This window comes from Actinomadura sp. RB99, from assembly GCF_014706005.1.
Lineage (GTDB): Bacteria > Actinomycetota > Actinomycetes > Streptosporangiales > Streptosporangiaceae > Spirillospora.
On the sequence record NZ_JABMCA010000064.1, the window covers coordinates 40,368 to 59,558 of the forward strand.

Here is a 19,191-nt window from a genome sequence, read left to right on the forward strand (position 1 = left end):
TGGCCGTCACGTTGCGGACTATGACGCGGCGCTCCATCACGCGTCAATACCCCGAGGTGCAGCCCGATCTGCCCCCGCGCAGCCGGGGGGTGATCGCGCTCTTCGAGGAGAACTGCACCGTTTGCATGCTCTGCGCGCGCGAATGCCCCGACTGGTGCATCTACATCGACTCGCACAAGGAGACCGTCCCCGCCGAGGGCGGCGGACGGCCGCGCGTCCACAACGTCCTCGACCGGTTCGCGATCGACTTCGCGCTGTGCATGTACTGCGGCATCTGCATCGAGGTCTGCCCGTTCGACGCGCTGTTCTGGTCGCCGGAGTTCGAGTACGCCGAGTACGACATCGCGGAGCTGACCCACGAGAAGGAGCGGCTCCGGGAGTGGATGTGGACCGTCCCGCCGCCGCAGGCCCACGACCCGGCCGCCGAGCCGCCGAAGGAGATCGCGGCGGCGGAGAAGGCGGCGGCGCGGGCCGCGCGGCGCCCGCCCTCCGGCCCGCCCGGCCCGCCGGGGAGCCGGCGGTGAGCGGCCAGGAGATCGTCTTCACGCTGCTCGGGGTGGTGGCCGTCGGGGCCGGGATCATGGTGGTGACGACGCGGCGGCTCGTCCACGCGGCGCTGTGGCTGGTGCTGTCGTTCGGCGCGCTCGCGGGCGGCTACCTGGTGCTGACCGCGGAGTTCGTCGCGTGGGTGCAGGTGCTGATCTACGTCGGCGCGGTCGTCGTGCTGCTGCTGTTCGGGATCATGCTGACGCGCGCGCCGATCGGCGACTCCGCCGACCTCGACTCCGGCAACCGGTGGGCCGCCGCCGCGGTCGCGGTGGCCACCGCCGCGGTCCTGGTCACGGTCATGGTCATGGGCTTCCGGGACGAGCGGATGACGCTGCGCGCGGGCGGCGGGTCGGCGAGCGCGCTGGGCGCCGGCGTGTTCCGGACGTGGGTGCTGCCGTTCGAGGTGCTGTCGGTGCTGCTGCTGGCCTCGCTGGTCGGCGCGATCGTCCTGTCCCGCACCGACATCGGCTCCCGCCGCTCCGACCGTTCGAACGGCTCCGGCCGCTCCGGCCGGGGGAAGGGGCGCGGCTGATGCACCTGGCCTACCCGACCGTCGTCGCGGCGCTGCTGTTCTCCGTCGGCGTGTACGGGGTGCTGGCGCGGCGCAACGCCATCCTCGTCCTGATGTCGGTCGAGCTGATGCTGAACGCGGTCAACCTGAACCTCGTCACGTTCGACATGCGGTTCCGCGACCGGCTGCACGGCGGGCAGGTGCTCACCCTGTTCACGATCGTGATCGCGGCGGCGGAGGTCGGGCTCGGCCTGGCGATCGTCCTGCTGGTGTTCCGGAACCGCCAGATGGTCGACATCGACCGGCTCCGTGCCCTGTCCGAGTCCGACGACGAGTCCGCTGACGAGCACGAGCCCGCCGACGAGCCCGAGACTGACGAGCCGGAGCCGGAGCCTGCCGCCAAGACCGGCGCCGAGCCGGTCGAGGGGGCGACGCCGTGATCTGGCTCGCGTCCCTGGCGATCCTGCTGCCGTTCCTCGCCGCGTTCGGCGGCATGCTGTTCGGCCCCGCGCTCGGGCGGCTGCTGGGCTCGCCCCGCCGCAACGGCCCGGCGCTGATCGCCTGCGTCCCCGTCGCCGTCTCGCTCGTCCTGTCGGCGATCGTCGCGTTCGTCGTCTGGCGGGACCCCGGCGAGCGGACGGGCTCGCTCGCGGTGATCGACACCGGCTCGGTGCCGATCCGGATCGGGCTGCAGGTGGACGGCCTGTCCGCGGTCGTCGCGCTGATGGTCTGCTGCGTCGCGCTCGCCGTCCAGGTGTACTCGGTCGCCTACATGGACGGCGACCGGCGCTACTCGTCCTACGCCGCGTTCATCTCGCTGTTCACCGCCGCGATGCTGCTGGTGGTCCTCGCCGGAGACCTCATCGTCCTGTACGTCGGCTGGGAGGTCATGGGCATCTGCTCGTACTTCCTGATCGGCCACCACTGGGAGGAGCGGGCCAACTCCCGCGCCGCCGTCAAGGCGTTCCTGGTGACGCGGCTGGGCGACGTCGGCTTCCTCATCGGGATCATCGTGCTCGGGCTCGGCGCCCGCACGTTCGAGATCCAGGGCGTCCTCGCCCGGGTCTGGACGATGCCGGGCTCGACGCTCACCGTCGCCGCGCTGCTGCTGCTCGCCGGCGTCGCGGGCAAGAGCGCCCAGTTCCCGCTGCACACCTGGCTACCGGACGCCATGGCCGGCCCGACGCCGATCAGCGCGCTGATCCACGCCGCCACGATGGTCGCGGCCGGCGTCTACGTCGTCGCGCGGCTGTACGGGGTGTTCGTCGCCGCGCCCGGCGCGCTGGCCGTCCTCGGCGTCATCGCGGTGATCTCGATGGTCGGCGCGGCGCTCGCGGCCCTCGCCCAGGACGACCTGAAACGCGTCCTCGCCTACTCGACGATCAGCCAGCTCGCCGTGATGGCGGCCGCGCTCGCGGTCGGCGCGAGGTCCGCGGCGATCTTCCACCTGCTGGCGCACGGCGCGTTCAAGGCGCTGCTGTTCCTCGCCGCCGGCTGCGTGATCGCGACGACCGGGTCCACGCTGCTCGCGAAGCACGGCGGGCTGCGGCGCGGCATGCCGATCACCTTCTGGTCGATGACGGCGGGGTTCGCGGCCCTCGCGGGCGTCCCGCCGTTCAGCGGCTGGTTCAGCAAGGACTCCGTCATCGAGGCCGCCCAGCACGCCGCCCTCCACGGCCACGAGACGACCGAGGCCGGCTGGTTCGCCTACGCCCCGCTGACCTCGGACGGTCCCGCCGCACCGCCGGCGGCCCCGCTTCCGGGGCCGTCCCCGAGCGGGCTCCCGCACGACCTGGCCGTGATGGGCGGCCGGCCGCCGTTCAGCGACCACATCGTGGGGCGCGTGGACATCCCACCGGGCGGACTCTCCACGAGCGTCGCCTCCGTCGACCTGCCGTCCGGGGTGGCGTGGCTGGTGTACCTCGGGCTGCTGCTGACGGTCGCGCTGACGGCGGCGTACGCGATGCGGGCCTGGCTGATGACGTTCTTCGGGGAGCCGCGCGGGACGTACGAGATCCGCGAGCCGTCGAAGTTCATGTCGTGGACGGTGGCGGCGCTGGCGGTGCCCGCCGCGATCCTCGGGTTCTTCGGGCTCGGCGCGAGCGAGCTGCGCCCGCACGCCGGACCGGCGCTGCTCGGCATCGCGCTGCTGATCATCGGCGGGGGCGCGGTGTACCTGCTCTGGAACCGGGACCCGGCGTCCGATCCGGCGGTCGCCCTCGGGCCGGTGCGCCGGGTGTTCGCGCGGGGCTTCTACCTGGACGAGCTGTACGCGATGGCGATCGTCCGCCCCGTCCGGGCCCTCGCGCGCGGTGTCGTGCTGTTCGACCGGCGCGGCGTCGACGCGGCCGTCGTCGGGGCCGGACGGGGCGCGCGGCGGCTCGGCGGGCTGCTGCGGATCCCGCAGAACGGCAACCCGCAGACGTACCTGACGGGCCTGCTCGCGGGCGTCGTCGTCATCACGGCCCTGGTGGTGATCTTCCGGTGATCTTCCTGTGGATGATGGCGATTCCGCTGTTCGGGGCGGTGGCGCTGCTCGTCCCGGCGGACCGGTTCCTGCGCACCGGGTTCGCCGTCCGGGCGTTCGGGACGGGCGTGTCCGCGGCGACGCTGCTCGTCGCGGTCTCCGCGCTCACCGCGTTCGACTTCGGCGACACCTCGCGGACGCAGCTCCAGGCGGACTGGGCGTGGGCGCCCGCGATCGGGCTGCGGTTCCACCTCGGCGCGGACGGGATCTCGCTGCCGCTGGTCGTGCTGACCGCCCTGCTGACGTTCCTGTGCTTCCTGTACACGCTGCGGCATCCCCCGGCGGGCGGGCGGATCCGGCTGCTGACCGCGCTGCTGCTCGTCCTCGAGGTCGGCCTGATCGGCACGTTCACCGCCCTCGACCTCGTGCTGTTCTTCGTGTTCTTCGAGACCGTGCTGATCCCGATGTACGTGGTGATCATGCTGTGGGGCGGGGACGGGCGCCGCGCCGCCGCGACCAAATTCATCCTGTACACGCTGCTCGGGTCGGGTCTGCTGCTCGCCGGAATGCTGCTCGTGGCCGTCAACGCGGGCACCCTCGACATGGTCCAACTGGCGGCGCGGCATGGCTCCGGTGTCTCCCACGGCATCCAGATCGCCGCCTTCGCGCTGATGGCCGTCGGGCTCGCGGTGAAGGCGCCGATGTGGCCGCTGCACACCTGGCTGCCGGACGCGCACACCGAGGCGCCCACCGTCGGGTCCGTGCTGCTGGCGGGCGTGCTGCTGAAGATGGGCACCTACGGGCTCGTCCGCGTCGCGCTGCCGCTCGCTCCGGACGGCGCGCGGGTGTGGGCGCCGTGGCTCGGGCTCCTCGCCGTGATCGGGATCGTCTACGGCGCGCTCGCCTGCCTCGCCCAGCGCGACCTCAAACGGATGATCGCGTACTCGTCCGTCGGGCACATGGGGTTCGTGCTGCTCGGCATCGCGACGCTCACCCCCGTCGGGATCAACGCCGCACTGTTCGGCAACATCGCGCACGGCCTGATCACCGGGCTGCTGTTCTTCCTGGCCGGAGCGGTGAAGGACCGCTGGGGCACCACCGACATGGACCGGATCGGCGGCGGCATGCTCGGCACCGCGCCGCGCCTGGCGTCCGTGCTGACCTTCGCGTCCGTCGCCTCGCTCGGGCTGCCGGGGCTCGCCGGGTTCTGGGGCGAGATGCTCGCCATGGTCGGCGCGTACCGGCCGCACGCCGACCTGCCGCGCGGCGCGTTCGTCACGTTCATGGCGGTCGCCGGGATCGGCGCGCTGCTCACCGCCGGCTACTTCCTGCGCGTGCTCGCCAAGATCACCCACGGCCCGGCGCCGGAACCCGCCGCCGGACCGGCCCCGGCCGGTGGTCCCGAATCCACCGCCGGGCCCGCGCCGGAACCGGGGGTGGGCGGCCCCGAACCCGCCGCGGCCGACCTCGAACCCGCCGCCGCGGCCGGTCCGGGCGCCGTGGTGTCGGCCCAAGAGTACGCCGCCTGGGTCCCGCTGATCGCGCTCACCCTGCTCGTCGGGCTGTGGCCGAAGACCCTGCTGGACGTGACCGCCGCGCCGGTCCGCGCGCTGTTCGGAGGCGGCTGATGATCCAGGGCATCGACTACGCGGCGATCGCGCCCCCGCTGATCGTCGCCGTCGCCGCGCTCGGCCTGCTGCTCGCCGACGCGTTCGACGTCCCGCGCCGCGTCCTCGGCCCTGCCTGCTGCGGTGCGCTCGGCGCCGCGCTGATCGCGGTGATCGCGCTGGCGCCCGGCGACCGCCGCGCCACCTTCTGCGTGCCGGACGCGCTGCGCGGCGGCGGCCCCCGCTCCTGCTCCTACGTCACCGACGACTTCACCCTGCTGTTCCAGGGCCTCGTGCTCGCCGCCGCCCTGGTCGTCGTGCTGCTGTCCCTCCAGGAGATCACCGACTCGGAGATCCCCGCGGGGGAGTACCACTTCCTGCTGCTGTGCGCGGTGGTCGGCGCCCTCACGCTCGTCGCCGCCCGCGACCTCGTCCTGCTGCTGGTCGCGCTGGAGACGCTGTCGCTGCCGGTGTTCGCCCTCGTCGGCCTCCGCCGCTACGACGGCCGCGCGTCCGAGGCCGCGCTCAAGCTGTTCCTCGTCTCCGTCGTCTCCACCGCGATCATGCTGTTCGGCATCTCGCTGGTGTACGGGACGACCGGCGCCATGCACCTCGACCGGATCGCGCCCGCCCTCGGCCGCGTCCCCGCCGACCTGGACCCGGTCGCCGCCGTCGGCGTCGTCCTCCTCCTCGCCGGGTTCGCGTTCAAGGTCGCCGCCGTCCCGTTCCACTTCTGGGCCCCGGACGTCTACGAGGGCGCGCCGCTGCCCGTCGCCGCGTTCCTGTCCGTCGTGTCGAAGGCCGCCGGGTTCGCCGGACTCGCCATCGTCCTCGCCCTCGGGCTCCCCGCGTACGGGCACGTGTGGGGCCCGGTGATCGCCGTCCTCGCCGCGCTCACCATGACCCTCGGCAACCTCGTCGCGCTCCGCCAGCGGACCGCGATCCGGCTGCTGGCCTGGTCGTCCGTCGCCCAGTCCGGCTACATGCTCGCGCCCCTGTCGGTCGGGTCGCACCGCCTCCCCGAGGCCGTCGCCGCCACCACCGCCTACGTCGCCCTCTACGCCGTCATGAATCTCGGCGCGTTCACCGTCGTCACCGGGTTCGCGCGGCGCCGGCTCGACGGCGCCCGGCCCCACCGCGACACCCTGGACGGCTACCGCGGCCTCGCCCACCGCAGCCCCGCCACCGCGACCGCCCTCGCGTTCTTCCTCATCTGCCTCGCCGGCCTCCCGCCGGGCGTCATGGGGCTGTTCGCGAAGGTCGTGGTGTTCCGCGCCACCGTCGCGGGCGGCGTCACCTGGCTCGCCGTGATCATGGCGGTCAACACCGCCATCGGCCTGTACTACTACCTCGCCTGGGCCGTCCGGCTGTTCACCCCGCCGGTCCGCCCGTTCGCCGACCCGCTGCCCGGATGGCCCGTCCGCGCCGCCCTCGCCGCGACCGCCGCAGGCGCGGTCGTGCTGTCGGTCGCGCCGCAGATCGTCCTCCAGACCGTCTCAGCCGCGACCTAACCTGGAGGCAGGGCCCCGGCCCGGCCGGCGGCCGCCCGCGAAGCGGGAACGTTGAGGCTGGTCACACCGTTGTTGTTCATGGCGGGTCCGGACGGGGAGGCGGTGCGGAGTGCGGTTCAACGGCGTCAAGACGGCGGCACTGATCGCTGCGCTGTCGGCACTGATGCTCGCGATCGGCTGGGCGTTCGGCGGCACCGCCGGACTCACCATCGCGCTGGTCATCGCCCTCGCCACCAACGGCGTCGCCTACGTCTTCTCCGACCGGATCGCGCTGCGCTCCATGCGCGCCCACCCCGTCGGCGAGGTCGAGGCGCCGATGCTCTACCGGCTCGTCCGCGAGCTGTCGACCACCGCCCGCCAGCCCATGCCGCGGCTGTACGTCTCCGAGACCCGCCAGCCGAACGCGTTCGCCACCGGCCGCAACCCGCGCAACGCCGCCGTCTGCTGCACCCGCGGCATCCTGCGCATGCTGGACGAGCGGGAACTGCGCGCCGTCCTCGGCCACGAGCTCTCGCACGTCTACAACCGCGACATCCTGATCTCGTCCGTCGCCGCCGCCATCGCCACCGTGATCACGTACCTGTCGCACCTGGCGATCTTCCTGCCGATCGGGCGGGCGGACGACGACGACGGCCCCGGCGTCCTCGGCGCCCTGCTCATGCTGGTGCTCGGCCCCGTCGCCGCCGCCGTCGTGCAGATGGCGATCAGCCGCACCCGCGAGTTCGCCGCCGACTCCGCCGGCGCCCGCCTCACCGGCGACCCGCTCGCCCTCGCGTCCGCCCTCCGCAAGATCGAGGCGGGCACCCAGGCGATGCCGCTGCCGCAGGACCCCGAGCTCGCCACCACCAGCGCCCTGATGATCGCCAACCCGTTCCGCGGCGCCGGCATCGGCAAGCTGTTCTCCACCCACCCGCCGACCGCCGAGCGCATCGCCCGCCTCGAACGCATGGCGGGCCGCCGCTAGCTACGGCGCCGTCAGGACCAGCGGGCCGTCCGGTGTGATCGCGATGGTGTGCTCGAAGTGCGCGGCCCGGCCGCCGTCCGCCGTCGCGATCGACCAGCCGTCCGCCAGCAGCCGCGAGTCGTCCGACCCGCCCTCGTGGAACATCGGCTCGATCGCGATCGTCAGGCCCTCCCGCAGCGGCATCCCCTTGCCCGCCTTGCCCACGTTCGGCACCGCCGGGTCCTCGTGCATCTCCGTCCCGATGCCGTGCCCGCCGCAGCCCCGCGTGATCCCGAACCCGGCCTTGCGCGCCGTCCGCTCCACCGCGTTCGCGATGTCGCCCATCCGGTTCCCCGGCACGGCCGCCGCGATCGCCCGCCGCAGCGCGGTCTCGGTCACGTCCAGAAGCCGCCGGCCCGCCTCGTCCCCGTCCCCCACGAAGAACGACACGGCCGCGTCCCCGCAGTACCCGTCGAGCGTCGCCCCGCAGTCGACCGAGACCAGGTCCCCGTCCTCCAGCACCCGCCCGTCCGGAATGCCGTGCACGACCACGTCATTGACCGACACGCAGATGTTCGCCGGATACGGCACGGGCGCCCAGCTCGGCTTGTAGTGCAGGAACGGCGACGTCGCCCCGTTCTCCTTCAGGATCCGCCCGGCCACCGCGTCCAGCTCCGCGAGCGGCAGGCCCGGCTCCGCGGCCTCCCGCGTCCCCGAGAGGATGCGGGCCACGACCCGTCCCGCCTCCCGCATGAGCTCCCACTCCCGTGGGGTTCGGTACGTCACCATGGCGGAGATGGTAACCACGCCCCTCACCGACGAGCACCGCGAGCGGGGCCAGGTCCTCCGCGCCGCCCGCCTCGAACCTTTCTCCGAATCAGAGCGAACCGACGAGCCCGCCGCCGCGTCATAACCCACGAGAGCGCGCCGGCCGCCTCTGCGGGGGAGGCGGCCGGCGGGCTCTCGTCCGCTCTACCGGTAGTTGACGAACTGGAGGGCGACGTCCAGGTCCTTGCTCTTCAGCAGGGCGATGACCTGCTGAAGATCGTCCTTCTTCTTCGAGCTCACCCGCAGCTCGTCCCCCTGGATCTGGGCCTTGATCCCCTTCGGCCCCTCGTCCCGGACGATCTTGCCGATCTTCTTGGCGTCCTCCTGGGAGATGCCCTCCTTCAGCCCGACGCCCAGCTTGTAGATCTTCCCCGACAACCGCGGCTCGCCGGGATCGATCGCCTTCAGCGAGATCCCCCGCTTGACCAGCTTGTCCTTCAGCACGTCGAGCACGGCGTTCGCCCGCTCCTCGGTGTTCGCCTGGATCTCGATGCTCTCCCCGGACCACTTGATCCCGGCGTCCACGTTCCGGAAGTCGAACCGGTTGGCCACCTCCTTGGCGGCCTGGTTCAGAGCGTTGTCGACCTCCTGCCGGTCGAGCTTCGAGACGATGTCAAACGAGCTGTCGGCCATCGCGCACACTTCCCCTCAGCAGCACCTTCGCGGTCCTGAGAGCGTAGCGACTCGCGACCCGCCCCCGCGGCTCCGCACCGCCCGCCTCCGATGTCACGACCACTCGCCGCGTCCGCTATTCTTTCCAGTGCCGTCGCGAGAGCGACGCCACGGCGGGTTGCCCGAGTGGCCAATGGGAGCGGACTGTAAATCCGTCGGCTTAGCCTACGCAGGTTCGAACCCTGCACCCGCCACCACAACGAGAAACGGCCCCTCACCAGGTACGACCCTGGTGAGGGGCCGTTCCGCTGCTGTCCGGCTGTCTCTGATCGTTTGCGGCCGTCTACGGCTGCGCGGGCCCAATACGGGCCCGCGTTTGAAGGGCGTAGGCGGCCCCCACACCGGCCACAGGCGTCGCTCTGGCCGTCGCCGGGCCTTCTGATGACCTCGGTTCCCCCGTGGTGCTTGGCCTCTTCCCCCGGGCCGGCTACGCAAGGCGGCACTCTTGGCGCCGAGCGTGCCGGAGATCTCCCATGCCGCCAGAGCCAACCCCGACGTCCCGATCCTTCGAGCGCTCGCTTCGTACGTCGACGGCATCGAGGTCGCGTCCGGCGGCGAGCTGGCGCACGTGCGCGAGGCTTTCCCGGACGCGCGGTTGGCGTTCGGCGGCCCCGGCAAGACCGATGACGAACTCGAACTGGCGCTCAACCTCGGCGTCGAGCGCATCCACGTCGAAAGCCCGCACGAGCTATCCCGCCTCGCGCGCATCGCCGAGGCGGCTGGGCGCGAGGTCGAAGTCCTGCTACGGGTCAAGCTCGCCGGCGACCGCAGCGGCGTCGCGCTGGCCATGAGCGGCCCATTCAGCATGGACCCCGAACTCATGGACACCTGCACCGACACCCTGACCGCCTCGCCGCACGTGCGTCTACGCGCCGTCTACGCGCACCTAGCGTCCGGGCTCGACGCGTCCGCCATGGCGGCCCAGTCCGCCGAGATCCTTGCGTGGGGCCGCGCGTGGCTCGACAGGATCAGCCACACCGGGGCACGTGAGTTCAACCTCCGCGGTGGCATGGCAGTCGACTACAGCACGCCCGGCACCAGCTTTGACTGGAAGTAGTACGGCGCCGAGGTCGCCAACCTCGCGCAGCCGGGCGACACACTGCGCATCGAACCGGGCCGCTCCATCAGCGTCTACGCCGGGTGGTGCATCACGGAAATACTGGACGTGAAGAAGGCACACGGCCAGTGGTAAGCCGTCCTAGGCGGCGGCACCATGCACATCCGGACGCCGGTCACCAAGCAGCCAGCCGTTCGACATCCTCACCGGCACCGGCGACGGTCCCGCGGTCCGCCAACGAGCCCGTCACTCTCGTTGGCCGGCTCTGCACACCAAAGGACGTCTTTGCACGCGAGGTCCCCACGGAACGCATCGTAGTCGGCGACCTGGTCGCCTTCTCCAAGGCCGGCGCCTACGCCTGGAACATCTCCCACCACGATTTCCTCATGCACCCAAAGCCCGTCGTCCGTTACCTAGGCGGGTGACGGCATATGAGAGGGCTTCGCCGACCAGATCGGCGAAGCCGTCTTCTATTTTGAGCTCAAAATGGTTTCAGATGCGAAGTTTGGATGCAGTAGCGATCAAGACTCTCTGGGCCAAGAAACGGACCAACTCGATGTCTTTGTCCATGGACTGTGCTTCTTGTGAAGAAGGCAGCAACAGCTCAGGCGCCGATTCAGTTCCCTCATCCTTTGTGTGGACGACACGGCAGCGGATGTCGTAGACTCGAGTTGCGACTTGATCGCGGATATCGTTGTTCTTGTTTTGTGGATCCAACAGCTTTAGCCCACGTATTGGGTGGGCGGTTGTGAAGTACTTGAGGCTCTCTTCGTCTCTAGAGACGAAGGCCTTCAAACGGTTGTCGTCTATGCAGCCGCGAATCGTTGCCTTAAGTTGGTCACGCTCGTTGCCATAGCTCCTTCCGAAGGACTGAGCTAAGGCGAGCAGCCGCCCTATGTCGCTGTCTTTCTCTGGATCAAAGGACGGATCGCGAACCTCATTTTTGAGGCGGTCGAGTGCTTCCCTGTGGCTGAAGCTAGGAAAGCTATACTCCAAGACCTGATAAAAGGCAAGGAACTGCAGCAGCGGCATTCCTGGCGCCGAGCGGCCATACTGATACAAGTCGAAGGGTTTTTGTTGGTATTCATAGCGTGGGAGCTGTGGAACACTCCCGGCGCGTCTGTTTCGTCGTCCGGCGAATCGAATTTGCGTACGCGGATAATCGGACAGTCCGCATGCGATGTCATGACGGACGTCGAGATCGAAGAAGATGGCACTGGATACCCGTCTAAGCAGATCCAGTGCTTCGTCATGGCGAACGGTTTTTACTCCTTCTAGCCGCAAAACGATCAGAGGACGGTGAATCGACGTCAGGATCGCGAACCGATCACTTGCGGTACCGATCTCGGCTGACAGGGGAAGTGATCCAGAGTTTTTGAACTGCAATCGCCATGGTGAAGTAGGGTCGTCTGTCTCCTCGAAGTAGGATGATTCTTCGTCTTCGTCGAATAGGGTGGACTGGCGCTTAGTCATTACCCCAGAAAACCGTCTCAGTGCCGACGGCGGCGTTGCAACCCCCTTTATGCGAGCCTCAATTGTGCCAGTGTCAATATAGTGGACCGCCCAGTAATCACCGAGAAACTTGGCTTCCTGAAAGTTCGCTCCCAGTAGGCGTACACAATCGGAAAAGTTTAGATAAACTGGCCGCTTTTCTTTGCCATTGGGAAGGTCTACGCGCAAGCCGATCTGAAGCTTTTTTTCGACGGCTTCCACAAGCCACTCGTAATCGATATTAGCGGCGATGCATCGAGCCTCGACATTGAGGCGTGGATCGTCCGGCGGAAGTCTGCGCTTGAGATCATCTATATCTACATGGGCGGGCAGTTCCGTTCCCTCTTCGGTCATGCTGGCTAGCATAAGGCGCTGCTCATGGGTAGCGCATCGGGTTCAGGAGAGCGACTTCGTCCTAAAGTGGTCTTCAGCCACGAGACATCACAAGACTGAGTGCTGCGAGCGCCGCAGGGCGTAGGAAGCCGCAGCAACCATGCGTGTCGCTGCGCCAGTCTGGTAGTTCGTCTACGGAGGTGGGGAGATACGGGGGTAGTCGCAGGGGGGATGAGGGCTCTCGGGCTCATCACGGGACAGGAGGAAGCGCGGTTCGCTGCTGAGAGGATGGCTTCCACAGGTCAGAGCCTATTGCGAGCATAGAACGAGGTCCCTTTGTAAATCTGTCGGCTTAGCCTACGCAGCTTCGAACCCTGCACCCGCCACACTCACAGGGAACGGCCCCTCACCAGGTACGACACTGGCGAGGGGCCGTTTCGCTGCTGTCCGGCTGTCTCTGATCGTAGGCGGCCCCCACACCGGCCACAGGCGTCGCTCTGGCCGTCGCCGGGCCTTCTGATGACCTCGGTTCCCCCGTGGTGCTTGGCCTCTTCCCCCGGGCCGGCTACGCAAGGCGGCACTCTTGGCGCCGAGCGTGCCGGAGATCTCCCCGTACCGGGACACCCTGGCCGCCCTGACACACGTCCGCTAACGCGGAATCCATGCGCATCTGGCGTCCGGGCTGGACGCGTCCACCATGGCGGCCCAGTTGGCTGAAATCATCGCGCGAGACCGTGCGTGGCTGGATAGGATCCGGCCATGCCGGGCTCCGTGAGTTCAACCTCTGCGGCGGCTTGGCCGTTGACTACAGCACGCCCGGTACTCGATTCGACTGGAAGCAGTACGGTGCCGAGCTCGCCAGCCTTGCCCAGCCCGGCGAGACGCTGCGCATCGAACCGGGACGCTCCATAAGCGTCTACGCCAGTCGTACGCCACCGAGGTGCGCTCCATCGTTGCACTCTAAGGGCAGTCACTCCTTCTTTGGGCCGAATGGCAGGGCCTTATCAAGCACCGCGTTTACGCGTTCCGGAGCCGCAACACCGCCGCTTATCAGTGCGAGGATGGCACTAATGAGCAAGGCTGCCCTGACACTATCGGCCGCTTGCGGAGAATTGTGAAACGCCGAAGTATTCGGCAACCAGAGAGCCATTAAGGCAAGGATGAGTCCTGACCAAGCGCGTCCCAGTAGAGGGCGGATCCAGGCGCGTAAGCCGACCTCGGGAACCGCTTTAAGAAGCTCTTCTAGATCTTCATTTTGCCACGCAATCAACCCGCCTAAAAGCGACGCCTCAACGCGAATGAAGTCCCCCATGCCGACGGCGGATGCGAGTGGAACCTTGTGCATACGAATAATAGCCGCTAGTCGTAAACCAAGCCGCCTTGCTTCGCGACGCGCTTGCAGGTCCCACCAGGGCACTCTGCGCAATGCGAATCGCTCGGATTCGCGAGCAATTCTCTCTAGCTCACCTGTTAAGATTACGCAGAATGATCTGTTGGACCATCTGTTGTCATGAGTACACCATTCAACCCAATATGTGATGTCGAGAATGCGCATCATAATGAGGTCAAGCTGGCTTGGGCCGGGATTCTTTCGGCGCCATGACAGATAAAACAGGTCGGCGCTAGCGGCCTGCCAGACAAACGTGAAGATCGTGGCAATGAAAATCTCAATGGCCAATACGCTCCAGTCTCCGCTGGTTGGGTCGCCCTCCTTTTGATCTGGTGTCGCAATCGTATAAGTAGAACAAAGTGCGCTGAACAGTAGAAGTAGTTGCCACTTTCGACGCCTTCCGGGCTTTCTAAGATCCAACCTACTAAGTTTGTGGTCAAGTCGACGACTTGCTGGGGCAGTAAGCGCAGCGGCAAGCCACACAAGAGCGATGAAGACGAGCATTGTCGACCGCACCGCTTGCCCAGTGGAGCTTCCTCTCAGTTCGCTGATCGCGGATCCAAATAAGACGCCCAGAACCAATACAAAAATGAGAGCAATCCCATGCAGGGTGTAGCCCCATGTGGGCGTGACCATCCAGTATGTTCCTCGCCGCATAGCCAGCCTGGTAACACGTGCGCGCAGTCGGCCCCTATCTTCGTCTTCGAGTTGCTTAATCCCATCGACGCGTTCAACGGCCCACTTTAGTTCTTCATGGATTTTTTTCCGGACAGACCCGGCTATGCGCTTATATGCTCGCTTGCTTATCTGGCGACGCATAAGATTGACAAAAAACATGAGGTGGCGACGAGTTGTCGTTAACGCGGCCGATCCTGTGAGATTGAACTGCATGTATAAGGGTCCCTCTTAAGTTCGCTCTGGCTATTGCTTGCTAAGTCGCATTGTTGTCACCTTGGGGACGTATATTCGCTGCGGCATCTTTCTCTTGCTGGGATTGTCCGATCGGTCACATAGTCTGAAGGAGGAGCCGCCTGAATGAACTGAACCCGTGCATCTAAGTTCGCATAGGTCAGCCCAGTGAGGCAATGGCCAAAAGTGGTCGGCTCTTCGTCTGGCCATCGCCTCCTGCCTGCACCTTAGACGCCGGCCGCCTTCCCGGCCGCCTGGCATGAGTCTGGCAGGCCTTGTTTGACGCCGATGGCTGGATTTGTGGTGATAACTTGTAGTGGGAGAGCTAAGAAGAGTTGGAGAACGCGGGCCAGTATCGCCCGTTCGGCGCTTGTGTGGCGCCAGGAAGTCATGTCGGAATCCCGGCTGGACTGGGCCCGGGCTGTCGCGCCGTTGACTGAGTATATGTGCAAGTCAAGATGTGGCTAAGGCTGCAGATGTGTTCTCTCTGCAAGTCCGTCGGCTCAGCCTATGCAGGTTCGAACTCTGCACCTGCAACAATCACAAGAACGGCCTCTCACCAGGTAAGGCTCTGGCAAGAGGCCGTCTTGTCGCTGTCCGGTTGTCTCTGATCGTGTGCGGACGTCTGCGGCTGTGCAGGCCCAACGCGGGCCCACGTTTCTGAAGCGCCTAGGCGACCTCTCCAGAGCCTCCGGAGGTGCCCGACTCGCCTACGGTGGGCTTCCTGATGACCTTTGTTGCCTCCGCAATGCGGCGCTTGGCCTCCTCTTCCTGGCCGGCTACGCACTTGGCGTAGACGCGAAGAAGGACCGCCACGCTGTGGCCTGCCCACTCGGCCACCTGCGCGGGAGCGACTCCCGCACTCAGCCAGGTGGACACGGCGGCGTGCCGCAGGGAGTACGGCGTCTCTGCGAGTGGCGAGGCGGCCTCTTCGGGCGTTAGCGCGTTCGCCCTCGCCGTGCGCCAGGCGCTCAAGTACGTTCGGTCGGTCATGATCCCGCCGCGCGGTCCGATGAATAAGCGGGTGCCAGGTTGGCCCCGGAATGCTTCGATGTGGTGCCGCAGGAGACGCACGAGTTCCGGGTGTAGTGGAACGGAACGCGTCTCTCCGGGGGCGCGGTGCTTGAGTGGTTGCCGGTCGCGGGCCGTGCCTCCGTTGGTCCACCTGGACCCGCTACGGGGCTCGGAGTGTGTGAGGCGCAACTCCCCCCAGCCCTCCGGCGGGAGCGAAACGAGGTTCTCGCGTCTGATGTCTATAACCTCCTCAGGGCGCAGCGCGGCGTAGTACATGAGGCCGAAGAACGCGACCATGCACTCCCCCCGCTTGCCCTGTTGCCTGACCGCGTTGAGAAGACGCGCGGCCTGTTCTGCGTTCACCACCGTCCGAATGTCGAGCGTCTGTGCCATCCGGGGCCTGGTCCACTTCACTCGCTTGAGTGGGTTGGCGGGCAGGATTGAGCGCTCACACGCGTACTCCATGGCGTTGTTGAACGTGACGCGCTTCCGGGTGGCCGTGGTGCCGGCGGCCGGGCTGCCGTCCTTCTTCTGGCTGAGCCTGTCGAGAACGGACCGCGCGATGGTGGCGCCGCCGCGGTCAGGGGAGAGGTCTGCCATGTCGACGGTGTTCCGCTCCAACCATCGAAGTGTGGGAACGATGCTCGCGGGCGGCTCTCCGCCCTTCTGGAGCCGCTCACTGTAGGCCCAGCTACGCAGGGCGAAGCGGATTTCCTCGCGGGACGGGGCGCCCTTCGGAGACGTTAGGAGGGCTTCCGTCGCGTCCGTGAGAGCCTCAGCGATACCTCGGCGGTGATTCGGTGACGCGTACGGCCACTTGGCGGCAGCGTAGTCGAGAGAGAAGGCGTACCAGCTGCGCGCCTCCGCCTCGCGCCCCCATGAGACTGGGCGGCCAGTCCTGAGGTTGAACGCCTCGCCATTCTTTGCAGCGGTGACGAGCGAGGCGCGGAAACTGTCGGCCTGAGCCTTGTTGCGGAACGAGTCCTTCCAGCGCTTCGGGCCGACCTTCCATCGAACGATGTAGGACGTGACCCTTGAGCCGTGCCGGACCTGCGTCGCGTGAATGCGGACGTCGAACGTGGTGTCCTTCATCGGGCGTCGTCCTCGCATGTCGAGAGCCAGCGGTCGAGTTCGGATCGGAGGATCCGAAGCGACTTGTTCGGAAGGGTGAGACACTGAGGGGCGCGGTCTTTGAGACGCCAGTCGTAGAAGGTTGACGGGGAGATCTTGAGTTCGGCGCATACCTCGGCGACGGTGAGCTTTTCGTCAAGCTGCGTCTTGGTGGGCAATTGCTACCTCGATTTCTCCGGCTTGTGTGATCGGTCGGACTGGTGGCCGGTGCCGTGCTGGTGGCTGTGCAGCGGTCACGGGGAGCGACGTCAACGGCGGCGGGGCGGCGACCTACAGCGGTGAAGCACGTCAGCGGAATCCCGCAGAATCGTGCTTGGGGGCTTTCCGCTGGATTCTGCTGACGGGCTGCACCGCTGGCAGCCGGGGGCGGCGGTGACGCGCTGCAAGCGGTATGCCGTAGTCATCGAGTCGCCCCCGTCGCCTCCGGATGCGTCTCGTACACAGGGCCGGACTTGCGTCCTCGCCCTGTCTTCGGTGGTGCGAGAAGGCGCCGAATCCAGCCGTGAGACTCCAGAACACGGAGCGCCGGGTCCAGGTCTGCGACCTTCTTGAAGCGCCGGAGAGACGAGAGCACGTCACGGGCACCGAATTGCGTGGTCCCGGTTCGCTCGATCCAGTCGAGTAGGGCGCGTGCGTCGGCAACGGCCGGGTCGGCTCCGATGGCGTCGTAAGCCGCTTGGGCGTGCACAGTGAAGTACTCGCCGATCTGGCGCGCGTTCTGGAACGTGGCGAGGCTGATTGGGCGGTTCCATCCCTCGCGGAAGTGTTGTGCGATGTGGAGGAGTGCGGCGATCCTGAGAACGGCGCCTACGTACTTGCCGCCCCAATCGGTCATGTGCGCGAGGTCGCCTGTTCCAGGGCGGAAGCGCGGTTCGGTCTCTGCCAGCAGCGACAAGATTTCATCTTCGGCGTCCGGTGCGAAGCGGAGCGTTTCCGGATCGGAGAGCGCGTGCAGCGAGAGCACGAGAGTCGTGACGTTGGTGCGGTAGGTCTCTTGGATCTGCTGCGGCATCGGTTCAGGGTTGGGGTTGCGGTAGCCAAGTAGCGACTTGGGAACCGAGTAGAGAAGTCTGCCGAGTAGACCTTGTTCGTGGAACTGCGGCGTCTCCCCAAGACGGGTGAGGACTCCGGGTTGCGTGCAGATTCCGAGCGTGACCGTTGCGGCAGGGATGCGCTCGGAAGGACGCCCCACACGGTCGATACGCATTTCTTCGCCAGCGTGGCCGGATTTGAGGATGGCGAAGTTCGGGGCGCCGGAATAGCGGCCTGCCGCGATAGAGAAGACCTCGCCCTCCGGCGAGAGGATCGCGAATCGCCCGCCTTGTTCGGCGAGGTGGGATGTCAGCCGTTCCACGGTTGCGTCATCGGAGAACAGGCACGGTTCGGCCGGGACGGTGGCCTCTTCCAGAGCAAGCCGGGCGGTCTTCGCGTCGTCCAGGGCGGCGGCCTGTTGGGTGGCGTCTACCGCGCTCGCTGCGGCCTTTTCTGTCTTCTCGGCGCGCGCTTCGGCGACGCGTCGGGCGATGACGGCCTCAGCGATGACGGGCTTGGCCTCTTCGATCAGGATCGTTTCGGCAGCCCGGATCGGGGCCGTCATGTGCTTGTAGACCTCGGACTTGCGGTTGCCGGGCGGCAGCACAACGAGCGTGAAGAGGTTGGTTGGCTCCGTCCAGGCGGGACCCCGGACCCACACCTTGCCTCCGGCTGCTACGCCGAGAACGGCGAGGGCGAGGCATCCGGCGAGGTCGGCCGGAGTCTGCGTGCTCTCGGCGAGGCGTGCGGCGTACTCGCCCAGCCAGTCAGGGAATGCCCGGACAGGAAAGGTCGGCAACTCCGGAGCGGCGGACAGCGGAGCCGGAGCGGGCCAACCCTGTGCGTCCATCGCGGCGAGGGCGGTCATTTCGCCGGCAACGGCGCTCCGCATGTCGTCGTCCTGGTCGCCGGTCGCGCCGTACCCGATTTGCATGAGCCGGGTTCCGGTCTCAGTGACCCGCCGCGCGTAGGCAAGGCGGCGAACGAGCTGGGCGTAGTAGGCGGCGTTCGTGGCGCTCGGTACCTGGCTGATGAGCGTGTGGAGATAGGGAGCACCGGCGATCTTGGCGAGTTCTCGCGGATCGATAGCGGCGGCGACGGCGACGGGTTCGCAGGGCGCGCCACGATCGGCGAGGCCAGTGATGCCCTCCCAGATCATCCGGTGAGCGGGGCGGTAGAACTCGCTTCCGTCCAGCAGCGCGCGAACGTCTTGTAGGGCGGCCGGAGACAGCATGACCGCGCCGAGTACGTTCTGCTCCGCTTCGATGTTGTGCGGGAGCGGCCTGACGAAGTCGGCGAGGTTGGCCGGGGTGTCCTGGTCGCTATCGGTTTCGCGTTTCCGTCAGGTAGGTCCAGAGGGCCGCGCGTGGCGCTACTCCGACAAGTGCGGAGGGCGAGCCGCTCAGGTCCGGTTCGGCCGCCGCCTTCGCCGCCGTCGTCTCGTGCCTCGTCGGGCCGTTCCGAGCGTGCCGGAAGTGCGGCGGAGCCGGACGGTTCCGCTCCTCCACCATGGCGAGGAGGACGAACGATCCGGCGTTCGATCCGCCGTCGCTAGCGGCGAGGATGATGGGGGTCACTGGGGCTCCTGAGGCTGTTTCGGGCATGGCTGTACCTAGGGCGCTAGGTGTTGTATCCCGTGGGGTTGTTGACGCGGGTGATGGGTGGTTGGGCGTTCAGTGCGGTGTGTGGTCGCGGTGGTGGTTGTAGGTGTGTAGGAAGTCGGTCAGGGCTGCGGTGCGTTGGGTG

Annotated in this window: 15 protein-coding genes, 1 tRNA gene and 1 pseudogene; 9 read left to right on the forward strand and 8 right to left on the reverse strand. The window is 67.4% G+C overall.

Annotation, left to right across the window (positions count from 1 at the left end; genetic code table 11):
* The first annotated feature begins 20 nt into the window (after positions 1–20).
* From amrb99_RS38230 to htpX, 7 genes are all read left to right on the forward strand, one after another.
* Positions 21–524 carry a 4Fe-4S binding protein gene (locus amrb99_RS38230; RefSeq protein WP_206700267.1) on the forward strand — a complete coding sequence of 168 codons (504 nt, stop codon included), beginning with the start codon at positions 21–23 and terminating at the stop codon, positions 522–524.
* On the forward strand, positions 521–1,081 hold the full coding sequence (locus amrb99_RS38235; RefSeq protein WP_190865675.1) for an NADH-quinone oxidoreductase subunit J: 561 nt from the start codon (positions 521–523) through the stop codon (positions 1,079–1,081). The genes amrb99_RS38230 and amrb99_RS38235 overlap by 4 nt, the downstream gene beginning before the upstream one ends.
* Positions 1,081–1,500, forward strand: coding sequence for an NADH-quinone oxidoreductase subunit NuoK (gene nuoK / locus amrb99_RS38240; RefSeq protein ID WP_190865677.1), 420 nt, complete (start codon positions 1,081–1,083; stop codon positions 1,498–1,500). The genes amrb99_RS38235 and nuoK overlap by 1 nt, the downstream gene beginning before the upstream one ends.
* Entirely contained in the window at positions 1,497–3,548 is a 2,052-nt protein-coding gene (locus tag amrb99_RS38245) for an NADH-quinone oxidoreductase subunit L (RefSeq protein ID WP_347257030.1), read from the forward strand. The genes nuoK and amrb99_RS38245 overlap by 4 nt, the downstream gene beginning before the upstream one ends.
* Positions 3,549–3,559: 11 nt before the next feature.
* A complete protein-coding gene (locus amrb99_RS38250; protein WP_190865679.1) occupies positions 3,560–5,155 on the forward strand; it encodes an NADH-quinone oxidoreductase subunit M in 1,596 nt (531 codons plus the stop codon).
* Positions 5,155–6,645, forward strand: a complete 1,491-nt coding sequence (locus amrb99_RS38255) for an NADH-quinone oxidoreductase subunit N (RefSeq protein ID WP_190865681.1) — start codon at positions 5,155–5,157, stop codon at positions 6,643–6,645. The genes amrb99_RS38250 and amrb99_RS38255 overlap by 1 nt, the downstream gene beginning before the upstream one ends.
* A 109-nt stretch (positions 6,646–6,754) precedes the next feature.
* On the forward strand, positions 6,755–7,609 hold the full coding sequence (htpX, locus tag amrb99_RS38260; protein ID WP_190865682.1) for a zinc metalloprotease HtpX: 855 nt from the start codon (positions 6,755–6,757) through the stop codon (positions 7,607–7,609).
* Here the strand turns inward: htpX and map are convergent, their stop codons facing one another.
* Together map and amrb99_RS38270 are read right to left on the reverse strand one after the other, a co-directional pair.
* On the reverse strand, positions 7,610–8,377 hold the full coding sequence (gene map, locus amrb99_RS38265) for a type I methionyl aminopeptidase (RefSeq protein ID WP_190865684.1): 768 nt from the start codon (positions 8,375–8,377) through the stop codon (positions 7,610–7,612).
* 183 nt (positions 8,378–8,560) lie between these two features.
* The gene (locus tag amrb99_RS38270) at positions 8,561–9,049 is read right to left on the reverse strand and encodes a YajQ family cyclic di-GMP-binding protein (protein WP_190865686.1); all 489 of its coding nucleotides are present in this window, start codon (positions 9,047–9,049) and stop codon (positions 8,561–8,563) included.
* Positions 9,050–9,200: 151 nt separating this feature from the next.
* Here amrb99_RS38270 and amrb99_RS38275 point away from each other — a divergent pair.
* Both amrb99_RS38275 and amrb99_RS51835 read left to right on the forward strand, forming a co-directional pair.
* Positions 9,201–9,285 (forward strand) — tRNA-Tyr (locus amrb99_RS38275).
* Positions 9,286–9,533: 248 nt separating this feature from the next.
* On the forward strand, positions 9,534–10,145 hold the full coding sequence (locus tag amrb99_RS51835) for an alanine racemase (protein WP_241756321.1): 612 nt from the start codon (positions 9,534–9,536) through the stop codon (positions 10,143–10,145).
* Between the two features lie 492 nt (positions 10,146–10,637).
* On the opposite strand, the gene amrb99_RS38285 is transcribed toward amrb99_RS51835, so the two are convergent.
* From amrb99_RS38285 to amrb99_RS38310, 6 genes and pseudogenes are all read right to left on the reverse strand, one after another.
* On the reverse strand, positions 10,638–11,990 hold the full coding sequence (locus tag amrb99_RS38285; RefSeq protein WP_190865688.1) for a hypothetical protein: 1,353 nt from the start codon (positions 11,988–11,990) through the stop codon (positions 10,638–10,640).
* A gap of 949 nt (positions 11,991–12,939) precedes the next feature.
* The gene (locus amrb99_RS38290) at positions 12,940–14,250 is read right to left on the reverse strand and encodes a hypothetical protein (protein ID WP_190865689.1); all 1,311 of its coding nucleotides are present in this window, start codon (positions 14,248–14,250) and stop codon (positions 12,940–12,942) included.
* Positions 14,251–14,937: 687 nt separating this feature from the next.
* Positions 14,938–16,374, reverse strand: coding sequence for a tyrosine-type recombinase/integrase (locus amrb99_RS38295; protein ID WP_190865692.1), 1,437 nt, complete (start codon positions 16,372–16,374; stop codon positions 14,938–14,940).
* On the reverse strand, positions 16,371–16,571 hold the full coding sequence (locus amrb99_RS38300) for a helix-turn-helix domain-containing protein (protein ID WP_190865694.1): 201 nt from the start codon (positions 16,569–16,571) through the stop codon (positions 16,371–16,373). The genes amrb99_RS38295 and amrb99_RS38300 overlap by 4 nt, the downstream gene beginning before the upstream one ends.
* A gap of 242 nt (positions 16,572–16,813) precedes the next feature.
* Positions 16,814–18,712 carry a DUF3987 domain-containing protein gene (locus tag amrb99_RS38305; RefSeq protein WP_347257031.1) on the reverse strand — a complete coding sequence of 633 codons (1,899 nt, stop codon included), beginning with the start codon at positions 18,710–18,712 and terminating at the stop codon, positions 16,814–16,816.
* 353 nt (positions 18,713–19,065) lie between these two features.
* Positions 19,066–19,191 (reverse strand): annotated as a pseudogene (locus amrb99_RS38310) (integrase core domain-containing protein); the annotation flags it as partial.

Excerpts from the sequence above, each read along its gene's own strand:
- map (WP_190865684.1), bottom strand. The coding sequence starts at position 8,377 with ATGGTGACGTACCGAACCCCACGGGAGTGGGAGCTCATGCGGGAGGCG.
- amrb99_RS38230 (WP_206700267.1), top strand. The coding sequence starts at position 21 with ATGACGCGGCGCTCCATCACGCGTCAATACCCCGAGGTGCAGCCCGAT.
- amrb99_RS38255 (WP_190865681.1), top strand. The coding sequence starts at position 5,155 with ATGATCCAGGGCATCGACTACGCGGCGATCGCGCCCCCGCTGATCGTC.
- amrb99_RS38290 (WP_190865689.1), bottom strand. The coding sequence starts at position 14,250 with ATGCAGTTCAATCTCACAGGATCGGCCGCGTTAACGACAACTCGTCGC.
- nuoK (WP_190865677.1), top strand. The coding sequence starts at position 1,081 with ATGCACCTGGCCTACCCGACCGTCGTCGCGGCGCTGCTGTTCTCCGTC.
- amrb99_RS38295 (WP_190865692.1), bottom strand. The coding sequence starts at position 16,374 with ATGAAGGACACCACGTTCGACGTCCGCATTCACGCGACGCAGGTCCGG.
- amrb99_RS38285 (WP_190865688.1), bottom strand. The coding sequence starts at position 11,990 with ATGACCGAAGAGGGAACGGAACTGCCCGCCCATGTAGATATAGATGAT.
- amrb99_RS38270 (WP_190865686.1), bottom strand. The coding sequence starts at position 9,049 with ATGGCCGACAGCTCGTTTGACATCGTCTCGAAGCTCGACCGGCAGGAG.
- amrb99_RS38250 (WP_190865679.1), top strand. The coding sequence starts at position 3,560 with ATGATGGCGATTCCGCTGTTCGGGGCGGTGGCGCTGCTCGTCCCGGCG.